This is a genomic window from Emcibacter sp. (genome assembly GCF_963675455.1).
Classification (GTDB): Bacteria; Pseudomonadota; Alphaproteobacteria; order Sphingomonadales; family Emcibacteraceae; genus Emcibacter.
Genome location: NZ_OY776217.1, coordinates 344,764 through 365,623 on the forward strand (window position 1 = coordinate 344,764; position 20,860 = coordinate 365,623).

The following is a 20,860-nucleotide window of genomic DNA, read 5'->3' on the forward strand; positions in this document are numbered from 1 at the left end:
CGGCTGTTGGTTACTCCGCTTTCACCGCATCTCCCATAAGGGGAATATCCAGGCTGTCCAGCGCGGCCGGGCTTCCGACCACAACCCAGAACAGACTGTCCGGCTGTAACAGGCGCTTTGCCACTCGGCTGATCTGCTCCTGGGTCACCTCGTTGATATATTCATTTCGTCGCTCAAAATAGACCGGCTCAAAGCCCAAAATCTGGGCGCCGAGCATCTGACCGGCGATGGCGTCACTTGTCCCGAAATTCAGCGCATAGGAACCGGTCAGGTAGGTCTTGGCATCCTGCAATTCTTCCTCACTTATTCCTTCGTCACGGACCCGGCGAATTTCCTCGCGGGTCAGGGTAATGGCTTCCGCCGCCCTGGCGTTCTGCGTACCCATGCTGCCGGTGAACAGGCCGCTGTACTCCATGGGCTGAAAACCGGTGCCTATTGTATAGGCGAGGCCGTTTTCCTCCCGCACCACTTCCGCCAGACGTGACGTCAGGCCGCCGCCGCCCAGAACATAATTCATCACATAGGCCGCATACCAGTCCGGGTCCAGACGTTTGATTCCGGCATGGCCGAACAGGATCTTGGACTGGTGACCGGGATGTTCCTGCAGGTAAAGACCCGCCGGCATTTTCGGTTTTGCGTCTGTTATCCGGGCGTCGATGGCTTCATCGACCAGATCACCAAAGGCATGATCCAGAAGCTCGCCCAGTTCATCTGCGGTGACGTCACCGACCACGCTGATCACCAGCCGGTCTTTGGTCAGCCGCTCTTCCATATAGGTCAGCAGGTCGTCACGGTTCAGGGCATTCAGAGTTTCCTCGCTACCGATAGGACTGTTGCCATAGGGATGGTCCGGGAAGGTTTTCTCACGAAATATTTCAGAAGCGATACTACCCGGGTCTTCCTTCTGGCGCAGCAGGATAGTGATCAGCTGTTGCCGGATACGATCGATGGCTTCCTGATCGAATCTTGGTTCATTCATGGCAAGCGACAACAGGTCAAAGGCCTCGTCGCGGTTTTCGGTGAGTGTTTTCAGATAACCGCTGAAACGGTCCCGGTCAGAGGAAAATCCCAGTTTGATGGCCTTTTCCTCAAGCCGCGTCTGGAAGGCCCTGGAATCCAGGTCGCCGGCCCCTTCATCAAGCAGACCGGACACCATGGCGGACAATCCCGCCTTGTGGGCCGGATCCTTCACTTCCCCGCCCTGGAAGGCAAAGCGCATACTGACCAGGGGAATGGTATGGTTTTCCACCAGCCAGGCCTCAATGCCGAGCGGGCTGATGACCTTCTGGATGTCCATGGCGGCCAGCGCCCGGCCGGTCGGCAGGACAAGAACAAAGCTCAGGACAACAAGCAGGGATCTCAGTTTCATTTCACCTCTCCCGCTTCAGCAGGCGCTGCCTGTGGCAACAGGCGTCCTGTAACCGACTTCCTTTGATCAAGCACATATCGGGCGGCTTCCAGCACGTCTTCTGTGGTCACTGCCCGGATATCATCCGGCCAGTTGAGCACGTCCTCGATGGAACTGCCGGTGGTCAGCGCCTGACCGAAAATCTGCGCCATGGTGCTGTTACTGTCCCGGGCATAAATCATTTCCGCCACCAGGCCGTTTTTCACCCGGCTCAGTTCCTCGTCGGTAATGCCCTTTTCCAGCATCTCTGCAATCACGGCATCGGTGGCCTTCTCAAGTATATCAAGCGATTCTTCCGGCGTGGCGGCAAGGCCGGGGCGCGGAATGGCATAAAAGAGGAAGGTGTCCGGATCATAGGAAGTGGAACTATACTGGCTGCCGGCCGCCACCGCGACCCGCTGTTCGACCACAAGTTTCTGATACAGGCGACTGGTCACACCGGAGCCCAGAATTTCCGACAGCACATCAAGGGCCGGGGCATATTGTTTTTCCCCGGCGCTGTAGCTGGGCGCATGATAGCTGCGCAGCCAGGTCGGTTGCTGGACCCGTTCATCCCGGTAATCGACACGTTTGGCTTCGGTTTGTTCCGGTTCAGCCGATCGCACCCGTTTGGGAAGCGGAGTGCCCTTGAGGGGTTGGTAATATTTATTCGCCAGGGTACGGATATGGTCCGTCGTCACATCCCCTGCCACCACAAGAATGGCATTGGCCGGATTATAATATTTGTCGTAAAAATCCCGCACATCCTTCAGGCTCAGATTCTCGAGCTCACTGCGCCAGCCGGCAATGGGAATGCCGTAAGGATGGACAGTGAATAAACTTGCCGCCATCTGTTCCCGAAGCAAGGCCATAGGCTGGCTGTCAATCCGCATACTGCGTTCCTCAAGAACCACATCCCGCTCGGACAAAACATCCTGCTCATCCAGCACCAGATTGACCATCCGGTCCGCTTCCAGTTCCATCATCAGCGGCAGCCGGTCAACGGCTACAGTCTGGTAATAGCCGGTGTAATCGGCGGAAGTAAAGGCATTGTGACGGCCGCCGTTACGGGCGACGATGCGGGAATATTCGCCTTCGGCCAGTTTTTTTGTCCGCTTGAACAGCATATGTTCGAGGAAATGGGCCAGACCGGAATGACCCTTCGGATCGTCAGCTGCACCCACATTATACCAGACCATATGGGTGACGATGGGGGCGCGATGATCGGGGATGACCACCACCTTCATGCCGTTCTCCAGCATGAAACTGTCAACGATTGGCTCCTCCGACCGCGCCGTGGCGGCAACCAGAAGAACAGTCAAAACGGCCACAGCAATGGCCGCCTTGTGTGTCAATGATTTAAGTGTGAGGGGAAATCCGGTCATGATAGTCTCCCGAAGGGGGTTGCCGAGCTACAGGAGAGCGTCAGGATTATTCGCCGAACAGCGCCTGGCGGGCAAGTTCCTCAGGCGTGTATGTATCGGCGACATTATCATCCCCCGGCGGACGCAGGTGATATTCCGGCGGCACCGACAAAGACGGATTTTTAAGCACCATAAACTCATCCGGGGCATTCTTGCCGCCACAGGCGGAAACCGCCATGGTCATCGCTGCCGCCCCGATTAACATCACATGTCTGATCACCAAAATATTCCCTTTCAAATCACTCTCTGCCAAATCACTATCCGCCAGTCAGGGTGACAGTTGTTTTTCACTTTTCTTTTCGGAACTGCTGCCGAAAAAGGCCTCCCAGACCAGCAATGCCGCGCCAAGGGAAATAAAGCAGTCTGCCACATTAAACACCGCAAAGGACCAGTCGCCCAAATGAAACTGGAAAAAGTCCGCCACAGCACCGAAAACAATACGATCGTAAATGTTACCTATTGCGCCGCCAATGACAAGCCCTATTGCCACCATTGTGAGACGAGCCTGCACGGATCTGAGCCAAAAGGCCAGTACAGCGACAATCACACAGGTCATTATCACCAGAATCCAGCGTCCTGTTTCAGTCTCGGCCGAAAACAGGCTGAAGCTGACGCCGCGATTCCAGACCATAACAACATTGAATATGGGCAATATTTCGACAACGCCCTTCTTTGCCAGCTCATAGACATCCATGAACCACCATTTACTGAGGCGATCCACCAGGAAAACCAGTGCTGCCAGTATCAGGCCGCGGGTGAACATCAGGCTTCTTCTTTTTCCGGAATCTCGATGCCTGAGGCGTCCACCGCCTCGGCACAGCGTCCGCAAATGTCTTCATGGCCGTCAACGGTGCCCACTTCCGGCAGAACCTGCCAGCAGCGTTCGCATTTATGGCCATCGGACAATTCCGGCACCACCGCCACATCGGCCACATCCTCGAGGGTAAAAGCCCCTTCAGGTGCGTCTCCCTGTGCAAGGCTCGCCGCAGAGGTGATACTGATCTCGGCCAGGTCAATACCCTTGAGGGCCTCCACATAACCGCTGTCGCCGACATAGACCTTGACCCCGGCCTGCAGGCTGGAGCCGATACGTTTTTCCCGGCGTTCCACTTCCAGCGCCCCGGTAACGACCCGGCGCAGCGTGCGGACCTTTGACCATTTTGCGGCCAGGGCCTCGTCGCGCCAGTCAGCCGGCACATCATAGAACTGCTGCAGATGCACGCTGTCCTTGTCGTCGGGATAACGCGCCTGCCAGACTTCCTCGGCGGTAAAGGCCAGAATCGGCGCCATCCAACGGGTCAGGCAATGGAAAATCGCATCCAGCACCGTCCGTGACGCCCGGCGTCGCGATGTCATCAGCCCATCGCAATAGAGCGCATCCTTGCGGATATCGAAATAGAAGGCAGAGAGGTCGACAATGCAGAAATTATAGAGCGCATTATACATGCGGTGGAAATTGTAATTTTCGATGCAGTCCTTGATCAGCACGTCCAGTTCGCTGAGGCGATGCAGGACCCAGCGTTCCAGTTCCGGCATTTCTGCCACATCCAGGCGTTCCTCGTCACTGAAACCGTCCAGGTTGCCGAGCAGGAAGCGCAAAGTGTTGCGGATCTTGCGGTAGGCTTCGACCTGGCCCTTGATGATATTGTCGCCGATCCGGTGATCGTTGAAATAGTCGGTTGAGGTCACCCACAGACGGATGATGTCGGCGCCATATTGATTGACCACCTTCTGCGGATCGATGCCGTTGCCCAGGGACTTGGACATTTTCAGTCCCTTTTCATCCAGGGTAAAGCCGTGGGTCAGCACCGCCTTGTAGGGCGCGCGTCCGCGGGTGCCGCAGCTTTCCAGCAGAGACGACTGGAACCAGCCGCGATGCTGGTCGGTGCCCTCGAGATAAAGATCGGCCGGGCTCTGCAGGTCGGGCCGGTCCTCCAGCACGAAGCTGTGGGTGGAGCCTGAATCGAACCACACATCGAGGATATCCATGACCTGTTCATAGTCGTCCGGATTATAGTCGTTGCCGAGGAAACGGCTGGCGTCGCTGGAGAACCAGGCATCTGCCCCTTCCGCCTTCATGGCGTCAATGATTCGCTGGTTGACCTTTTCGTCCCTGAGCAGCTCCCCGTCGGATTTACGCACAAACAGGCTGATCGGCACGCCCCAGGCGCGCTGGCGGGAGATCACCCAGTCGGGCCGTCCCTCGACCATGGAGCGGATGCGGTTCTGGCCGGTCTGCGGAAACCATTTCACTTTTTCAATTTCGCCGAGCGCCGTCTTGCGCAGGTCGTTGGTGTCCATGCTGATGAACCACTGCGGCGTACAGCGGAAGATCACCTTGGCCTTGGAACGCCAGCTGTGCGGGTAAGAGTGTTTGAAATCGTCACTGGCCGCCAGAAGCTGTCCGGTCTCGCGCAGATCGTTACAGATCGGGCCGTCGGACGCGACAAATTTTTTGTTGATCACATTGCCCTGGCCGCCAAGCCACAGCCAGTTGTCCCGGTAGGTACCATCGTCATTGACCGCAAAGACCGGATCAAGGCCATTTTCCTTGCACAGGGCAAAGTCATCTTCACCGTGGTCCGGTGACATATGCACCAGGCCGGTACCGGCGTCGGTGGTGACAAAATCGCCGGACAGGAACGGACGCGGCGTGGCGTAAAAGCCGCCGAGATGATGCATGGGATGACGGGCGATTGTACCGGCGAGGTCAGACCCTTTAATCAAAAAGCCCCCATCGACGGTGACAGGACCGATACTCAGGCCGATCCCTGGATGTCTTGATTCTGCGTAGCGTGAAAGCCGTTTCCCAAACTCCTCCTTGAGCGCCGAAGCAATCAGGAAGCGTTTCGTAGTTCCGCTGCAGTTACCTAGGTAGGAAAGTTCAGGATCATCAAGAAAGGTTGGTTCCTTTTCACTGTTGTTACTGGCAAAAAACTCCACCAGTTCATACTCAACCTTAGGCCCGTAAGCCAGCGCCTGGTTGACCGGAATGGTCCAGGGGGTTGTGGTCCAGATCACCGCATGGGCGCCGACCAGTTCCTTGATCGGGCTGTCGGTGATTTCAAAGGCCACGTCGATCTGGGTCGAGACCACATCCTGATATTCCACTTCTGCTTCCGCGAGGGCGGTTTTTTCAACCACCGACCACATGACCGGCTTGGCGCCGCGGTACAGGCCGCCGTTCATCAGGAACTTGAGCAGTTCTTCCTCGATCTTGGCTTCGGAGGCGAAATTCATGGTCAGATAGGGATTGTCCCAGTCGCCGAAAATACCGAGCCGTTTGAACTGTTCCCGCTGCACGTCAATCCAGTGGGCAGCAAAGTCGCGGCATTCCTGACGGAATTCGCTCAAAGGCACCTCGTCCTTGGATTTCTTTTTCTTGCGGTATTTCTCCTCAATCTTCCATTCGATGGGCAGGCCGTGACAGTCCCAGCCCGGCACGTAAACCGCATCAAAGCCGGACATCTGGCGGGAGCGCACAATCACATCCTTGAGGACCTTGTTCAGCGCATGACCGATATGAATATCGCCGTTGGCATAGGGCGGGCCGTCATGAAGGATAAATTTCTCCCGGCCCTCGCTTTCCTGGCGCAGGCGGCCGGGAATATCATTTTCCGTCCAGCGGGCGAGCCAGTCGGGTTCCCGGTTCGGCAGATTGCCCTTCATGGGGAAATCTGTTTTGGGCAGAAAGATGCTTGTGCGATAATCTTTGGTCATGTCCGTCTTTTCTTATTTTCAGGGCTTAGGATGCGGGCCGAAAAACGTCACTTTGTAGCAAGGGTTGTCGCCCGGTGTCGAGCCTTTTTCGCGTGGACGGCATGATTCGGGCGATTAAATCCTACAGATAGTCATCAAGGCGCGGCATCGGGATATAATCCTGCCTGTTTTCCGGTTTTTCAAGCAGCTCCCGCGCAGTTCGGCAGTCCAGTTCAATCTGCGCTTTCAGCGCTTCCAGACCATCAAATTTTTTCTCTTCGCGGATAAAATCCACAAACGCCACCTTCACCGGATGGTCATAAATATGATCGTCGAAATCGAATAGATGCACCTCCAGCAGCACATCCTTTTTGTCAAAGGTCGGACGACGCCCCACATTGGCGACCCCCTGCCAGACCTCTCCCCCTTCAATGAGGACCCGAACCGCATAGACCCCGGCCAGCGGCTTCAGATACCCGTCCATGGAAATATTGGCGGTCGGAAAGCCGATGGTCCGGCCCCGCTGGTCGCCCTGGATCACATGGCCTTCCACGCACCACCAGTGGCCAAGCCGGTCCGCCACCTCGCGCACCCGCCCCATTCGCAGGCTTTCGCGAATATTGGTCGAGGAATAGATATGATCGCCTTCCATCACCTTCTCCACAATCGTCAGGCCGAATTGTTCCATCTCGCTGAGCCACGCCAGCACATCCGTGCCGCCGCCGCGGCCTGCGCCAAACCGGTAGTCATAGCCGGTCACCACATGCAGGGCGCCAATTTTGTCACAGATGATATCGAGAACAAAGTCCTGAGCCGGCATTCTGGACAGCTCGGCATCAAACGGAAGAGTGAACAGCTGATCGACGCCGAAGGCTTCCAGGAGATGGGCCTTGGTGCGGAAGGAGGTCAGGCGAAAATCTTCCTGGCCCGGATTGAAAAAGGTGCGCGGATGCGGCTCGACGGTCAGCACCGACAGGGTGGCATTCATTTCACGGGCGATACGGCCGGCCTCGGCAATGACAATCTGGTGTCCCCGGTGAAAGCCGTCGAAGTTGCCCAGGGCAATGACAGAACCTTTGCAGATATCCGGTATATCGTCATAATGCCTGAATATTTTCATTCGCGATTTCACATATCCTACAGATCAGCTGGCCGGGCTGAACATTTTATGCCTTCATCATCCTCTGGCGGGGACCATCATCAACGCATCCCCTTCCATAACAACATCGTCATCAACTGTACACACGCAATGCAGTTTTACACGCTTTTTTTCCATAATAACGTCTTCCACCGTCACCCGGGCCGTAACCGTATCGCCAATTCTGACCGGCGCCCTGAACTTCAGGTTCTGGGACATATAGATGGCGCCCGGTCCGGGCAGTTCCGTGCCCAGCACAGCTGAAATGATGCCGGCGGTCAGCATGCCGTGGGCAATGCGACCTTTAAACATGGTGGTGGCAGCATATTCTTCGTCCAGATGAAGGGGATTCGCATCACCTGTCACCTCAGCAAAACATGTTATATCTTTCTCGGAAACGGTTTTTTTCAGATAGGCGGTCTGGCCCGGGGCCAGATCCTCGACAAAATACTTCACAAAACCTGACACAGGCAACTCCCTAAAAACAAGAAAAAACTAATATATATACTTGATAGGCGGTCTTATTTTTTGCAGCGCACCATATACTAATGTAAAAAAAAACAAAAGCCCCCTGTTCTATTAACCCTTTTTTTAGTCCCTGTGGATAGGTTGTATCGGGTAAGTGTCCGGAATGACCGGATATTGCATGTAGTAAAGATTTCCAACCTGTTAGCTTGAGGAGCGGGGAATATAATGGCTGTAGAAATGTCAATGCCTATCCTGATCGTGGATGATTATAAGACCATGTTGCGTATTATCAGGAACCTGTTGAAACAGCTGGGCTTCCAGAATGTGGATGAAGCCAGCGACGGTTCAGAAGCCCTGAACAAAATGCGGTCCAAGAACTATGGTCTGGTCATTTCCGACTGGAATATGGAACCGATGACCGGATATGAACTTCTGAAAGAAGTACGTGCCGATGAAATGCTGAAGGCTGTGCCCTTCATCATGGTTACTGCTGAATCAAAGACAGATAACGTGATCGCGGCCAAAAAAGCCGGCGTGAACAATTATATCGTCAAACCGTTCAATGCAGCGACCCTGAAACAGAAACTGGTTACTGTTCTCGGAGACTTCTGATGGGTTCGGGTCTGCTGCCTGACCATATCAGTCCGCTTGTCGATAAACTTCGGCAGGGCGACCACACTCCTGTTTCCCTGCCGGATGTGGCTGCGCTGACTGAAGTCCTCATGCGGTCTACCGAGAGCTATTTCCGCTCCATTGACCTGACCCTTTATCAGGAATGTCAGTCTCTGGCTGACTATATCAATGACGCCAAGGCGGAAATTGCTTCCCTGTCGCCGGAACATGCCGACAGCGCGCAGATTCCGCGGGCCGGGCAGGAACTGGCGGCCATCGTTCAGCAGACCGAGAGCGCCACAAATACGATCATGGAATCAGCGGAACAGATCATGTCTGCAGATACTGATGATCCGGAAGTCTTCCAGGCAACCGTACATGAAGCAGTCATGCAGATTTTCGAAGCCTGTTCCTTCCAGGATATTACCGGCCAGAGAATCAGCAAGGTTGTCCGTACCCTTGAATATGTGGAAGACCGGGTTGACCGCCTGATCAATATTCTTGGCCTTCAGGATGACGAACTGGCCAAAGCCGCCCAGCCGGCCGAGGAAATTGACGAAGAAAAAGCACTTCTCAATGGCCCTGCCCTGGAAGGTGAAGGCATAGACCAGACAGAAATTGATGCCCTTCTCAATGGGGAAGCTGACGCCTCCAATGAAATTGCCGAAGATGCACCTGCCGAGGAACCGGCCGCGGCCCAGGAAGACCTGAACGCAGATGACATTGACGCCCTGTTTGCCCAAGACGGTCCGGCAGAGGTCGAAGAACCGGCGGCAGTTGAAACCCCCGCCCCGGAGGCGGAGGCCCCCCCCAAGGAACTGGATGCAGACGATATTGACGCCCTGTTTGCAGAAGACGCTCCCGCCGCTGCAGCAGCCCCGGAACCGGAACCTGCCTCACCGGTGGTGGCAAAGAAGCAACCCAGGGTTTTCGCCAAGAAGACCTATGAGGAAGATCCCGAGGCCGCCCTTGACGCCAAGGACTCCGGCAAGACTTCCCAGGAAGATATCGACGCCCTGTTCGGGTGATCATTAAAGAAAAAAATTAAGACCTGCCGGTCATCGCGCCGGCAGTTTCTGTTTGTGCCTCAGAGATTGAGGGACGGATCGCTGCTGAGGCGCGGCTCGCCGAACAGGAAGCCCTGTCCGAAATCCATACCAAAATCGAGGATTTCAAGAATGGTTTCCTCGTCCTCGATCTTTTCAACAATCAGGTCGATATCATAACGGGCAAAGGCTTCCTTGATATCATCGGGATGGATGTCCACCTGCTGATCGACAAGCGCCCGGGCGTCAAGTTTCACATAACGGAAATAACGGGACGCCAGATCCGCAAGGTCAATATTGTGGTCAATCACCTTGTCCATGGAAAAACGGAAGCCACGGCGACCCAGATTGGCCAGGCTGCGCCCCACGGCCGCCGAATGACGCATCACATCCTGCTGCGAAAACTCAAAGACCAGACGATCGGCAAGCTCTTGGTTTTCCAGCATAAAATCAATGAACTGCGGAAAAAACTCCTGGTCATTAAGCGAGACCGAGGAAATGTTGCAGAAAAACCTGAGATCCGGTTTGCGCGGCCCCAGACGACGGATCACCTGGATACAACGGAACAGAAGCAGATTATCCAGAGTCCCGACCAGGCCGCTGTCTTCGGCCAGCTGGATATACTGGCTGGGGAAAATCACATTGTCCCCTTCATCTCGAACCCGGGAATAGGCCTCGAAATAGACCACCCGGCGGGACGGAAGAGCGACAATTGGCTGCAAATACAAATCAACCCGGTTGTCTTCCAGGGCATAATGCATGATGCGCAGAATTTCCTCGTCGCTCCGGTCCTTGCTTTCCTTATTCACCCCGGCCTGTCCAAAAGAACTGGAGGATATGTGGCGGGCAAGATCGTCACTGCCGACCCGGTCGGCAAGCCGCTTGCCGGATTTCTCGACAACCTGATTCAAAAGGGTCTGCAGGACCCGCATTTCGGATATAATTTCGGCGTTCTGGCTGTTGTTCGACCTGTTCAGCTGCTCGTCATGTTTCTGCAGTTCCTGCCTCATTTCATCCAGACGATCGAGGCTCATCTGATAGTCCTGATGCAGGTCCATAAGCCTGTTGGCCATATCCTGTCGGCTCATCCGGAAAATATACAGAGCATGAACCTGCATGCTGGCAAGAAAGACCACGGCCGCAATCACCAGCGGCGTGACCGGGGTCAGTTTTGGAAAGATCTCGGGACTGACAAGATAGACAAGAACAGCCACTACCGCATAGCTCGCCAAAATCAGAATATGTGTCAGAATATTCATCTACAGTCCCATAACCCGTTGGTGCGTGTCCGCAATTTGCACAGTACAGCGGATTACCACCCCCTCTGTCTTTGTCATCGCGGTAAAACAATCCGGCTACGATAGATGAGATGCATTCCGGGATCAAGTTTTCTGCAACAGACAAACAGAAACACTTCTGTCCCGGGCAAAGAAAAAGGGCGGTTGAAACCGCCCTTCCTCAAAATCATCTTCTGCACCGGGATTAACCGCCGAGGAATTCCTTGATGTCTGCAAGCCGTTTGGCTTCCTTGGACAGGTAGGAAATCCACTTGTCAGCCATCTTCCGGCTGCGATCGAATTTCCGGGCCGACTGAAACTCTTTGCGAGCGTCGTCAAGTTTCCCAAGATTGAAATAAGCCATACCGCGAACCACATGTGCAGTATCTTCGCGCCTCAGCTTGCCTTTATCAATGGCAAGACCGATATATTTGGCCGCATTTTCATAATCATCCAGCTGCATGTAGACCTGACCGAGACGCATGTAAAGATCTCCGTCTTTTGCCATTTCGGCAGCTTTCCGCAAAGGCATCAGCGCTTTTTGGTAGTCCTGTCCGTTAATGAAAGCCTGAGACAGATATTCCCAGTTCTTTTCATTCTTCTCTACCTTTCCCTCTTTCATTGCCCTGTCCAGCACCTTGGAGGATTTATAGGGAATTTCATGGTACAGGAACAACTGGGACAAATTGACCAGCTCGGATTCCTTGATCAGGAAGCCCTGACGATAGGCAGTTTCATAAACCGTAAGCTGCTTCTGCTCCAGTTCCCTCTTCTGCTTTTCGGTCATGCCTTTTTCATTGGTCAGTTCGCCATACATGCCGGCAAGCTGAACCCAATATTCCTTTTTCGGCCATTTGGTGACCAGAAGTTCAACGATATCGGTAACGGTCCGGTATTCCTTGAGTTCGAAATACATGACCCGCAACAGGAGATACCAGTTTTCCTTCGGTTCCTTGCCTTTTTCCTCGTAAAGTTTGATGGCCCGCTCAATGTAGGGAATCCCTTTACGATAATAGGACACATCATTCTTCTGGTCGCCCAGGGAATAATAGGCCTGTCCGAGAATAACCAGGGCATTCTCGCTCGGTGTTTCCTGATATTCCATCCATTTGTTCATGTAATCAATGGATGTCTGATACTGTTCCATGACGAAATACAACTGCGCCATGGTGTAGGTCACATTATCTTCCAGCGCCGGCGGCAGGTTTTCCTGCTTCAGAACATTATTATAGGCCGCAATGGCACCTTTATAATCTTCCTTGCTGTAGGCCAGATAACCCTTAAAGTTATAATATTGAGCACGCTCATAGCTGTTCAGCTTGTCCAGCTTTGAACCCAGCTCCTCCTCAAGAACCCGCGAGGCTTCCGCCCAGTTTTCCGCCTCTGCAAAAGCCTGGGCTTCCCCAAGAGCATTCCCCACCTTCAGGCCCATGGCAGGCGTTTTGCGGGTTTTGCGGTTGGCGTATTTGCTTTCCTCTTCAGCGGCGACCGCCTGACCTGTCAGTGCAACCGTTACCGGTGCCACCAACAAAGCAGCAGACAGTGCAGAAGCGGAGAAAAGGGTTTTCGTAAATTTACTCATCGATGTCATTACTTACCTCCTCTCTACTTCTCTAGCTCGAACGTGATTTTATGCAGAACCCCGGACACATCGACCGGCTCCCCGTCAACCACTTTCGGCTTGTATTTAAATTTCTCGGCCGCCTTGATCGCAGCACGGTTAAACAGGCTGCTTGTGGTTTCAACAACCACAATGTCCCTCACCGTACCGTTTTTGGTCACCGTGAATTCCAGGATCACATATCCTTCGATACCGCGTTCAGCTGCACGACGGGGATAAACCGGCGCCACCTTCACGATCGGAAGATAATCACCGTCACTGGCGGCAAACCCACCAGTTCCAGCCACCTGGATACCCGTATCAACCTGGGCAGAACCGATTTCAAAGCCGGTCTGGACATTGTTCAGGCTTGTATCCATCTCGATGTCCGGCGTTTCCGGAGGTGTTTCCACCTCTTCAGGCTTTTCGGGTTTACGCACTTTCTGTTCTACTTCACGGGCCTTACGCACATCCGCGATTTCGACACGAATATTAACGCCTTTTTCCGTGCTTGCCTTTTCACCGGTTGCAATCAACCACTGCATGGCAAAGAACAGCAGAAAAGTAATCAGAAATGCGAAAGAAAATGAAACTGTAAATCTTGCTATCATTGTTCCCTCGTCGATACTACGTAATCCATGACACCCGCAGCGCGAACGGCATCAATAACGTCAGTCATGACACCGGTCCTGGCCGCCTTGTCAGCCTGGATTACCACTGTTCCTTCCGGATTTTCCGCCCGCAGTCTTTCCACATTGGCCCGGATTGCCCGCACGTCAACGCGTTTTTTCTGCATCCAGACCTCATTCTGATCACTCACAGCAATCATAATGTTGGCCTTGGTTTGTGGCACAGAGGTTTCAGACAATGGCCGGTCTATGTCGATACCGGCCTCCTTCACAAAGGCTGCTGTCACGATAAAAAAGATGAGCATGATAAACACGATGTCGAGCATCGGCGTCATATCAATAGTTGCATCATCCTGGCTTTTTGCAGCATGTTTTCGCATGGCTCTCTCTTAATGATCCATTGTTAAGTGATCTTCGAGCATTTCGGCTTCCTTGTTGGCGCGGTTCTCCAGATAAGAGGAGGCAAACACGCCGGACAAGGCACCGACCATTCCGGCCATAGTAGGAATCGTGGCTTTGGATACACCCGCCGCCATCGCGCGGACATTGCCGCTTCCCAATACTGCCATCACATCAAAGACCTCAATCATTCCGGTTACGGTACCAAGGAGACCAAGAAGAGGACAGACCGCTACCAATGTCTTGATAAGCGGAATGGTTCCTCTCAGATCCATCGTCACCTGACTGATCATGGCTTCGCGAATTTTATGGGCGAACCAGGAAGTCCGCTCGGAGCGAGCTTCCCAAGTTCCCATAACTTCATTCACTTGCTTGCGATGTCCGGTTTTAAAATATACCAGACGCTCGAAAACCAGGCCCCAGATCAGCAGGATTACGAGAAAGATCCAGGTCAGGATCGGGCCACCCCGTTCCATAAAGTCCCTTACCAACTCGTATGATTCCAACAGGGGCGTCATGATCAGGCTCCTTTACCGGACTGCTGCTCTGCATGAACGGCGATGATACCGGCACTCTGTTCTTCCAGAGTATGGATAACCCGTTTGCTCATGCCGGCAACAATGCTGTGCAGGAACAGTGTCGGCAGAGCCACCACGATACCAAGCACGGTTGTCATAAGAGCCTGGGAAATACCACCAGCCATCAGTTTCGGATCACCAGTACCAAACAATGTCATGGACTGGAAGGTCTGGATCATACCAGTCACCGTACCGAGAAGACCCATCAGAGGGGCAACGGCAGAGATGATTTTGATCATCACCAGGAAGCGTTCAAGAGCAGGTGTTTCTTTCAGGATCGCTTCATCCAGTTTAAGTTCGAGAGTTTCAACGTCAACGGTTTTGTTGGCGTCATAAACACTGAGCACACGGCCAAGCGGGTTGTTGGTGCTGATGACATCGCTTCTGATCTGTTTTTTCACCTTGCTGTTCGCAGAATAGAGGGTGATGAAACAGTAAGCGATCAGCAGGACACCAATGGCGCCGATAGCGAGGATCAGGTAACCGATGGTACCACCCTGGTCGATACGTTCACTAATGGAAGGCGCCTGGATCAGCAGGGCCAGGATTGAACCGCGTGACGGGTCAAGTGCAAAGGCTGTGAAACCGTCAGTGGCGGCCTGCAGCTCGGATGCGGTTCCCTGGAAACGTGCAGCCGGCTGGCGTACCAGTTCGGAAACCTGCTGAGCACCAGGGCTCCATTCCAGATATTTACCGTCTGACACCAGGTTGAAGGTACCAACGCGGGTTACTTCCTTGTCTTCGGTCGCACCGTCAGGATACTGAACAGTCGTGGTGAAGTTTACAACTTTACCTGACTCGGTCATTTCCCGCTGTACTTCGTACCACAGACGCTCGATTTCCTCGATGGTCGGCAGCTTGGAGCTGGACGCGGTTTTCTCGATCAGAGCGTCCAGGAAGTCGCCACGGTTGGGATACTGGGCACTGATGATAGAGGCATCAAAGATACCGCGGGCATCACCGGAAACCTGCTGCAGAACACCAAACAGTTCTTTCAGGGCACCAAGCTCGTTGGACAGCTCTTCCTGCAACTGGGCCAGCTTTTCCTCGTTGGCATTGAACTCAGCTTCCAGGCGGTCCGAACGACGCTCTTCCGCGCGCTGTTCTGCCTCGGCTTCTTTCAGAAGCTGCTGCTGTTTCGCTTTATCGCGCAGGAATTCCTGCTCACGGTTACGATGTTCGGCAGTTTCGTTGATTTTGCCCTGGCGGACAATTTCCAGAAGCTCGTCAAGATTCTGAGCTGCCTGTTGTGACATAGCTGTTGAGGCAATTCCGCCGAAGGCAACAGCAAGAATAAGTGTAATCAGTTTCTTCATTTTGCCTGCTCCGGTGCCAGAATTGGAAGTCTCAGAAGTCTGTCAGCAGCCGCCTGTTTGTTGGCCACTTTCAGAGCCTGGGAAACAGAGGAGTTATAGTCATCTGACAGAACTTCAAACTGGCCTGTAGTTTTGTTCCATGCGCCGGAAACCTTGCCGTCTTTGGTTTGATAGACAAGTGCTACACGGCCGATCTGCAGGAATTCAACCTCACGGGACACACCATCAATATCAATGGAGTCTGTGTAGGATACGAGAGCACGACCATAATCGCTTTCGATCTGATAGGCCTCGAAAACGCTGCGGAATTTCTCGGAAGCATCCACAGAAGGATCATCCATCAGAGTTTTGAGGTTTGCGATGGAGTCAAGACGGGTTTCCTTCTGGAACGGAATGTCATGAGTGACAAACTGCTCGAGGGCATCAACCATTTTCACCATTGTCGGCGTAATCTGGCGCTTAACATAAGTAACCTGCTTGATGGACTGATTAAGGTCTTCCATCACTGCTTTCTGGTTGTCAATCTGACGCTGCAACTGAGCATTATAGATCTTCAAACCTTCAATGGTTTTTACCACGGCTTTGTATTCGGCGACAATTTTGTCGGTATCTTCAACAATGCCGTCGATGCGTTTTTGTGATTCCTGTGCAATCTTGTTTGCAGCAGCGCCCTCATTGAGGACGTCCTGCAATTCAGTTGCACCCGCTACAGCAGCACCCCAGACAAGGGTACCGGCAGCAACGGCGGAAAGAACTATAGTTCTTACTCGGTGCTTAATCATGCGTCTTCCTACAGCTTTTTATGGGTTGTAAAAATTGAACCATCCAATATGGCATAATATGCGTTCGGAGATTTTGTATGCAATCGGGAAACAGCCTGGCAAGAGAAGCGTATATATACGTCCCGCAATTCCAGGTTTGGTTCCTTCATACTCATCCCCTTGTACACAATCCTACTAAAGCACCCTTAATTTATCTGAAAGAATTCAGAAAAAGGGTTCTAAAAATTTTAATCCGTTACATGCGGTTACCCTTTTTTGGGTTTAATGTTTTTTCCGCATTTTATTCTCAAGACCCGGCGAACCGGATCCACACCTCACAGACTGTGCGTCACACTATCCCAAAAACTGTATGCTTTTCAAGACCTGCTTCATTGCAAATTCAAAAAAAACTATATTTTATACATTTACAGCCCTGAAAAGGTCATGCACAAAGCCTCCGGAACCGTTTAATATACTCATATTATCAGTATGTTAGACTATTTTTCATTCGCAAGGAAGGGTTTGTGGCACCCGCCGGAATTAACCACCCGCCAGCATCATCCGAGCAGCATTGAGAGGGGGTATGTGAAACAATTGTTAAATATGCTCACGGATAACGAAAGAATCATGCCGGAACACCGAACGCCGGAACGACAAAAGCAGCATGGCGTGCCGATGCTGCTTTGGTTACAGTTGGCAGATTTGGGATCCCGGAGCGGCAGGTTATACCCGCCCGGGTCTTTCCGATCAGGCCTGGATCAACCTAGTGGGTGCGAACGGAATTGACGGCTTCAAGTACGCCATGCCATTTGTTTTCGATACAGGTCTGGCGGGCAGCTGCAAGGCCGAACCGTTTTACCATTTGATAGGCCAGTTCCTGTTTGTATTCGAAATCGTCCTTGGTGGAAAACTCTGCAGTCATTTTACTTCTTGCCATCTTAACTTCTCCTTGCGGTAGCCCTGCCATCCCTGAAACATTTTCGGGGACCAGTGGTTTTGCGTCCCGCCGTTACCGACGGTTTGCCTTTGTCACCAGAGACTCTGAACTCGTCTGGAATGCTCAACCATATTTGAAATATCTAAAAAGGCCGTAAACATTCGCGTAAAATTTTAGACAATTCCGTCCGGCTTCTCATCCTGCAGGGAATTCCCCCGCAGGATCACCAATAAAACATCTGATTGGGGCAGGATTAAGACCGGCTACAATGGCTCAGCAGCTTAATCCCCCTGCCCTTTCGCGACGTTTTCCACCTGGCGCCAGACCCTCAGGAGGTTGCCGCTCCAGATTTTGGCAATATCTTTTTCGCCGTAGCCGCGGGAAAGAAGCTCCCGGGTAACATTTTCGGTTTCCGCCGCGTTATCCCAGCCGACAATCCCGCCGCCACCGCCGAAATCAGAACTGATCCCCACATGGTCAATCCCCATAACCTTCACGGCATGGTCAATATGATCGACATATTGACTGACAGTAGCCTTGGGAAAATCCCGGTCGAGCTCTTCCAGTCCCTGTTTCATTTCAGGGGTGTTTTCATGCCTGGCTTCGTCAAATTCGGCGTCACCATAGGCGGCAGCTACTTTTGCCTCCAGCGCCTGATAGGCCGCCCGCCGGGCCGGGTCTACCTTGATATAGGCGCTGAGCGCGACAATCTGCACCACACCGCCATGCTCGGCCAGCAGCCGCATCTGGTCATCGGTCAGGTTGCGGGGATGATCGGCCAGGGCGCGGACACTGGAATGTGACGCAATCACCGGCGCTTTTGAATGAGCAATCGCCTGGCGCATGGACTTTTCCGAGATATGGGATACATCCACCATCATGCCGAGCCGGTTCATCTCGTCGATCACCTCCCGTCCAAAGGCGCTGAGGCCACCGTGTTCCTCTTCGTCGTCGCCCAGTTCTTCACTCGGGGTAGAGGTATCACAGATATCATTGTGTCCCATATGGGCCAGAGTCATATAGCGGCCGCCAAGGTCATAGTATTTTTCAAGCAGCGACAGATCCTTGCCGATAACGAAGCCGTTTTCGATACCGATCATCGCCACCTTGCGACCGCTGGCAGCGATAGAATCAACCTCATCCGGATGATAGGCAAGACCGATACGGTCGGGGTAAAGCTCGTCGGTCATCCGGTGAATCAAGGAAAACTTCCGCAAAGCATCCGCCTTTGCTCCGGCATAATTTTCAGGCGTTCTTTCCGTCTGTCCCACATAGACAATGAAGAACCCGCTATCGAGCCCCCCTTTTTGCATTTTACCGAGGTCAACCTGCATGTCACTGGCCTGTCCAGGGTCTGTCTGCGGCGTCTCTGTGTAGTTCAGGGGAATGTCCACATGACTGTCAACGGTGAACAAACGATCATGGATTACCTTGACGTCCGCTTCTGTCAGATCGCCAGCCTTCGCCCCGGCCGCCGACGTAAAGGCCACCGCACCGGCTGTCGCAAAGAATATTATTACGGTACGGAAAAATACCTTTACCGCCCAACTTCCCCGGTTATTGGTCATATTCCTGAAATCCCCGAATGATTAATTATAGATTGCTTGCAGTTCACTTAATATTTGGCATATGATAACTGTAGTTTATCATGCGGGCAACACAGGACCCGCCAGTTCAAGAAATAAACTTCACTAACTCAGGGGATTGGGTTTGGCCGACTTAGACATATTGTCCGTTTCCCGTTGGAAAAACAGATATTTGGGCTGTTTTAAAACCTTCTTCTCCCCGCCATTGACTCATATCAATGAAGTTAAAGGACGAATGTCCTATCCGAGAGCTGTTGATCCCGATCCTTACTTTGGATACGGGACCAGTGGTACAGCACATTATATGAATTTTAATTCTCTAAAAAGACAGGTTTGTACATGACAACCCATCCTACACCACCTGCTGTCAGTTCACTGGCACAATGGCTCACATCCCTGGGGCTTGGGATCGGCGCCATCATCGCGCTTCTTATTGCAGCACAGACAACCTCAACGCCTTTCCAGATACATGCCTTCATCATGCTGGCAGCTTTCATCCTGGGTATTGTTGCTGTCTTCAATCTCGGATTCGGCAAGGGCAACAAGGTCAAGGCTGAACCCTCCCCGGCTGGTGTGTTCTATAATGACAGCATCATCAAGGCAGGGGTCATTGCAAGTATCTTCTGGGGTATCGCCGGATTTCTGGCCGGCGACATCATCGCCTGGCAGCTGGCCTTTCCGGTTCTGAACTTTGATCTTGAGTATATCAATTTCGGCCGCCTGCGTCCGCTGCACACCTCGGCGGTAATTTTCGCTTTCGGCGGCAATGTGCTGATTACCACATCCTTCTACTGCGTTCAGAGAACGGGCAAGGCCCGGCTGGCTGGTGAAATCGCTCCCTGGTTTGTCTTCTGGGGTTATCAGCTGTTTATTGTACTGGCCGCCACGGGCTACCTTCTGGGCATTACCCAGTCCAAGGAATATGCCGAACCGGAATGGTATGTGGACATCTGGCTGACCATCGTCTGGGTAGTTTACCTGCTGGTTTTCCTCGGCACCCTGTGGCGCCGGAAGGAACCGCACATCTATGTGGCAAACTGGTTCTACCTGGCATTCATCGTTACGGTAGCCATGCTGCATATCGTCAACAACCTGACGGTGCCTGTTTCCTGGACCGAACCCAAAAGCTATGCGCTGTTCTCCGGTGTTCAGGACGCCCTGACCCAGTGGTGGTACGGCCATAACGCAGTGGGCTTTTTCCTGACTGCCGGTTTCCTCGGCATCATGTATTATTTCGTGCCCAAGCGGGCCGAACGGCCGGTCTATAGCTACCGGCTGTCCATCATCCACTTCTGGGCGCTGATTTTCATCTATATCTGGGCCGGCCCTCACCATCTGCACTATACGGCTCTGCCTGACTGGGCGCAGACACTGGGCATGACCTTCTCCATCATGCTGTGGATGCCGTCCTGGGGCGGCATGATTAACGGCCTGATGACCCTGTCCGGCGCCTGGGACAAACTGCGCACCGACCCGGTCCTGAAAATGCTGGTGGTTTCCGTCGCTTTCTACGGCATGAGCACCTTTGAGGGTCCGCTGATGTCCATCAAGGCGGTTAACGGCCTCAGCCACTATACCGACTGGACCATCGGTCACGTACACTCCGGTGCACTGGGCTGGGTGGCTTACGTCAGCTTCGGCGCCATCTACTGCATGGTACCCTGGCTGTGGAAACGTCAGGGACTTTATTCCCTGAAGCTGGTGAACTGGCACTTCTGGGTGTCCACCATCGGCATCGTGTTCTACATCTGCGCCATGTGGGTATCCGGCATCATGCAAGGCCTGATGTGGCGGGCTTACAACGAGCTCGGCTTCCTGGAATATTCCTTTGTCGAAACTGTAGAAGCCATGCATCCCTACTACATCATCCGGGCTACCGGCGGACTGCTCTTTGTTCTGGGCTCGCTGATCATGGCCTATAACATCTGGATGACCGTCAAGGGTAAAGGCGAGGCCAAGTCAATCGAACCGGGCATGACCCCGGCGATGGCCGAATAAGGAGG

The 20,860-nt window shown here is 53.2% G+C and carries 19 protein-coding genes and 1 riboswitch; of the genes, 3 read left to right on the top strand and 16 right to left on the bottom strand.

The features are described 5' to 3' along the window. Nucleotides 1-10: 10 nt before the first annotated feature. The 7 genes from ACORNT_RS01530 to ACORNT_RS01560 form a co-directional block, all read right to left on the bottom strand. Nucleotides 11-1,369, bottom strand: coding sequence for a pitrilysin family protein (locus tag ACORNT_RS01530; protein WP_321394382.1), 1,359 nt, complete (start codon nucleotides 1,367-1,369; stop codon nucleotides 11-13). Beyond that, the gene (locus tag ACORNT_RS01535; protein ID WP_321394385.1) at nucleotides 1,366-2,772 is read right to left on the bottom strand and encodes a pitrilysin family protein; all 1,407 of its coding nucleotides are present in this window, start codon (nucleotides 2,770-2,772) and stop codon (nucleotides 1,366-1,368) included. The genes ACORNT_RS01530 and ACORNT_RS01535 overlap by 4 nt, the downstream gene beginning before the upstream one ends. 46 nt (nucleotides 2,773-2,818) lie before the next feature. Continuing rightward, nucleotides 2,819-3,031 (bottom strand): DUF3035 domain-containing protein, encoded by a 213-nt coding sequence (locus ACORNT_RS01540; protein WP_321394389.1) that lies wholly within the window; start codon nucleotides 3,029-3,031, stop codon nucleotides 2,819-2,821. Between the two features lie 48 nt (nucleotides 3,032-3,079). Continuing rightward, the gene (lspA, locus tag ACORNT_RS01545) at nucleotides 3,080-3,574 is read right to left on the bottom strand and encodes a signal peptidase II (RefSeq protein WP_321394392.1); all 495 of its coding nucleotides are present in this window, start codon (nucleotides 3,572-3,574) and stop codon (nucleotides 3,080-3,082) included. Beyond that, nucleotides 3,574-6,531: an isoleucine--tRNA ligase gene (locus tag ACORNT_RS01550; protein ID WP_321394394.1), complete on the bottom strand. Its 2,958-nt coding sequence runs from the start codon at nucleotides 6,529-6,531 to the stop codon at nucleotides 3,574-3,576. The genes lspA and ACORNT_RS01550 overlap by 1 nt, the downstream gene beginning before the upstream one ends. Nucleotides 6,532-6,652: 121 nt before the next feature. Beyond that, the gene (locus tag ACORNT_RS01555) at nucleotides 6,653-7,630 is read right to left on the bottom strand and encodes a bifunctional riboflavin kinase/FAD synthetase (RefSeq protein WP_321394398.1); all 978 of its coding nucleotides are present in this window, start codon (nucleotides 7,628-7,630) and stop codon (nucleotides 6,653-6,655) included. Between the two features lie 57 nt (nucleotides 7,631-7,687). Beyond that, on the bottom strand, nucleotides 7,688-8,122 hold the full coding sequence (locus tag ACORNT_RS01560; protein ID WP_420717512.1) for a MaoC family dehydratase: 435 nt from the start codon (nucleotides 8,120-8,122) through the stop codon (nucleotides 7,688-7,690). Nucleotides 8,123-8,341: 219 nt separating this feature from the next. Between ACORNT_RS01560 and ACORNT_RS01565 the strand changes: the two genes are divergently transcribed. Then, nucleotides 8,342-8,728, top strand: a complete 387-nt coding sequence (locus tag ACORNT_RS01565) for a response regulator (protein WP_321394403.1) — start codon at nucleotides 8,342-8,344, stop codon at nucleotides 8,726-8,728. Continuing rightward, entirely contained in the window at nucleotides 8,728-9,756 is a 1,029-nt protein-coding gene (locus ACORNT_RS01570; RefSeq protein ID WP_321394405.1) for a protein phosphatase CheZ, read from the top strand. The genes ACORNT_RS01565 and ACORNT_RS01570 overlap by 1 nt, the downstream gene beginning before the upstream one ends. Nucleotides 9,757-9,815: 59 nt before the next feature. On the opposite strand, the gene ACORNT_RS01575 is transcribed toward ACORNT_RS01570, so the two are convergent. The 9 genes from ACORNT_RS01575 to ACORNT_RS01615 form a co-directional block, all read right to left on the bottom strand. Next, entirely contained in the window at nucleotides 9,816-11,033 is a 1,218-nt protein-coding gene (locus ACORNT_RS01575) for an EAL domain-containing protein (protein ID WP_321394408.1), read from the bottom strand. A gap of 223 nt (nucleotides 11,034-11,256) precedes the next feature. Further along, nucleotides 11,257-12,642 (bottom strand): tetratricopeptide repeat protein, encoded by a 1,386-nt coding sequence (locus tag ACORNT_RS01580; protein WP_321394410.1) that lies wholly within the window; start codon nucleotides 12,640-12,642, stop codon nucleotides 11,257-11,259. Nucleotides 12,643-12,656: 14 nt separating this feature from the next. Continuing rightward, nucleotides 12,657-13,262, bottom strand: a complete 606-nt coding sequence (locus tag ACORNT_RS01585) for an energy transducer TonB (protein ID WP_321394413.1) — start codon at nucleotides 13,260-13,262, stop codon at nucleotides 12,657-12,659. Continuing rightward, entirely contained in the window at nucleotides 13,259-13,660 is a 402-nt protein-coding gene (locus tag ACORNT_RS01590) for a biopolymer transporter ExbD (RefSeq protein WP_321394414.1), read from the bottom strand. Before ACORNT_RS01590 ends, ACORNT_RS01585 begins: the two co-directional genes overlap by 4 nt. 9 nt (nucleotides 13,661-13,669) lie before the next feature. Further along, nucleotides 13,670-14,197, bottom strand: a complete 528-nt coding sequence (locus ACORNT_RS01595; RefSeq protein ID WP_321394416.1) for a MotA/TolQ/ExbB proton channel family protein — start codon at nucleotides 14,195-14,197, stop codon at nucleotides 13,670-13,672. A gap of 2 nt (nucleotides 14,198-14,199) precedes the next feature. Then, entirely contained in the window at nucleotides 14,200-15,573 is a 1,374-nt protein-coding gene (locus tag ACORNT_RS01600) for a MotA/TolQ/ExbB proton channel family protein (protein ID WP_321394417.1), read from the bottom strand. Then, the gene (locus tag ACORNT_RS01605) at nucleotides 15,570-16,355 is read right to left on the bottom strand and encodes a DUF3450 domain-containing protein (RefSeq protein WP_321394419.1); all 786 of its coding nucleotides are present in this window, start codon (nucleotides 16,353-16,355) and stop codon (nucleotides 15,570-15,572) included. Before ACORNT_RS01605 ends, ACORNT_RS01600 begins: the two co-directional genes overlap by 4 nt. 742 nt (nucleotides 16,356-17,097) lie before the next feature. After that, nucleotides 17,098-17,271, bottom strand: a complete 174-nt coding sequence (locus ACORNT_RS01610) for a hypothetical protein (protein ID WP_321394422.1) — start codon at nucleotides 17,269-17,271, stop codon at nucleotides 17,098-17,100. 13 nt (nucleotides 17,272-17,284) lie between these two features. Next, nucleotides 17,285-17,369, bottom strand: a riboswitch (cyclic di-GMP riboswitch). 183 nt (nucleotides 17,370-17,552) lie between these two features. Further along, entirely contained in the window at nucleotides 17,553-18,839 is a 1,287-nt protein-coding gene (locus ACORNT_RS01615; RefSeq protein ID WP_321394428.1) for a dipeptidase, read from the bottom strand. 357 nt (nucleotides 18,840-19,196) lie between these two features. On the opposite strand from ACORNT_RS01615, the gene ccoN reads away from it, so the two are divergent. Next, nucleotides 19,197-20,855: a cytochrome-c oxidase, cbb3-type subunit I gene (gene ccoN, locus ACORNT_RS01620; protein WP_321394431.1), complete on the top strand. Its 1,659-nt coding sequence runs from the start codon at nucleotides 19,197-19,199 to the stop codon at nucleotides 20,853-20,855. Nucleotides 20,856-20,860 lie beyond the last annotated feature (5 nt).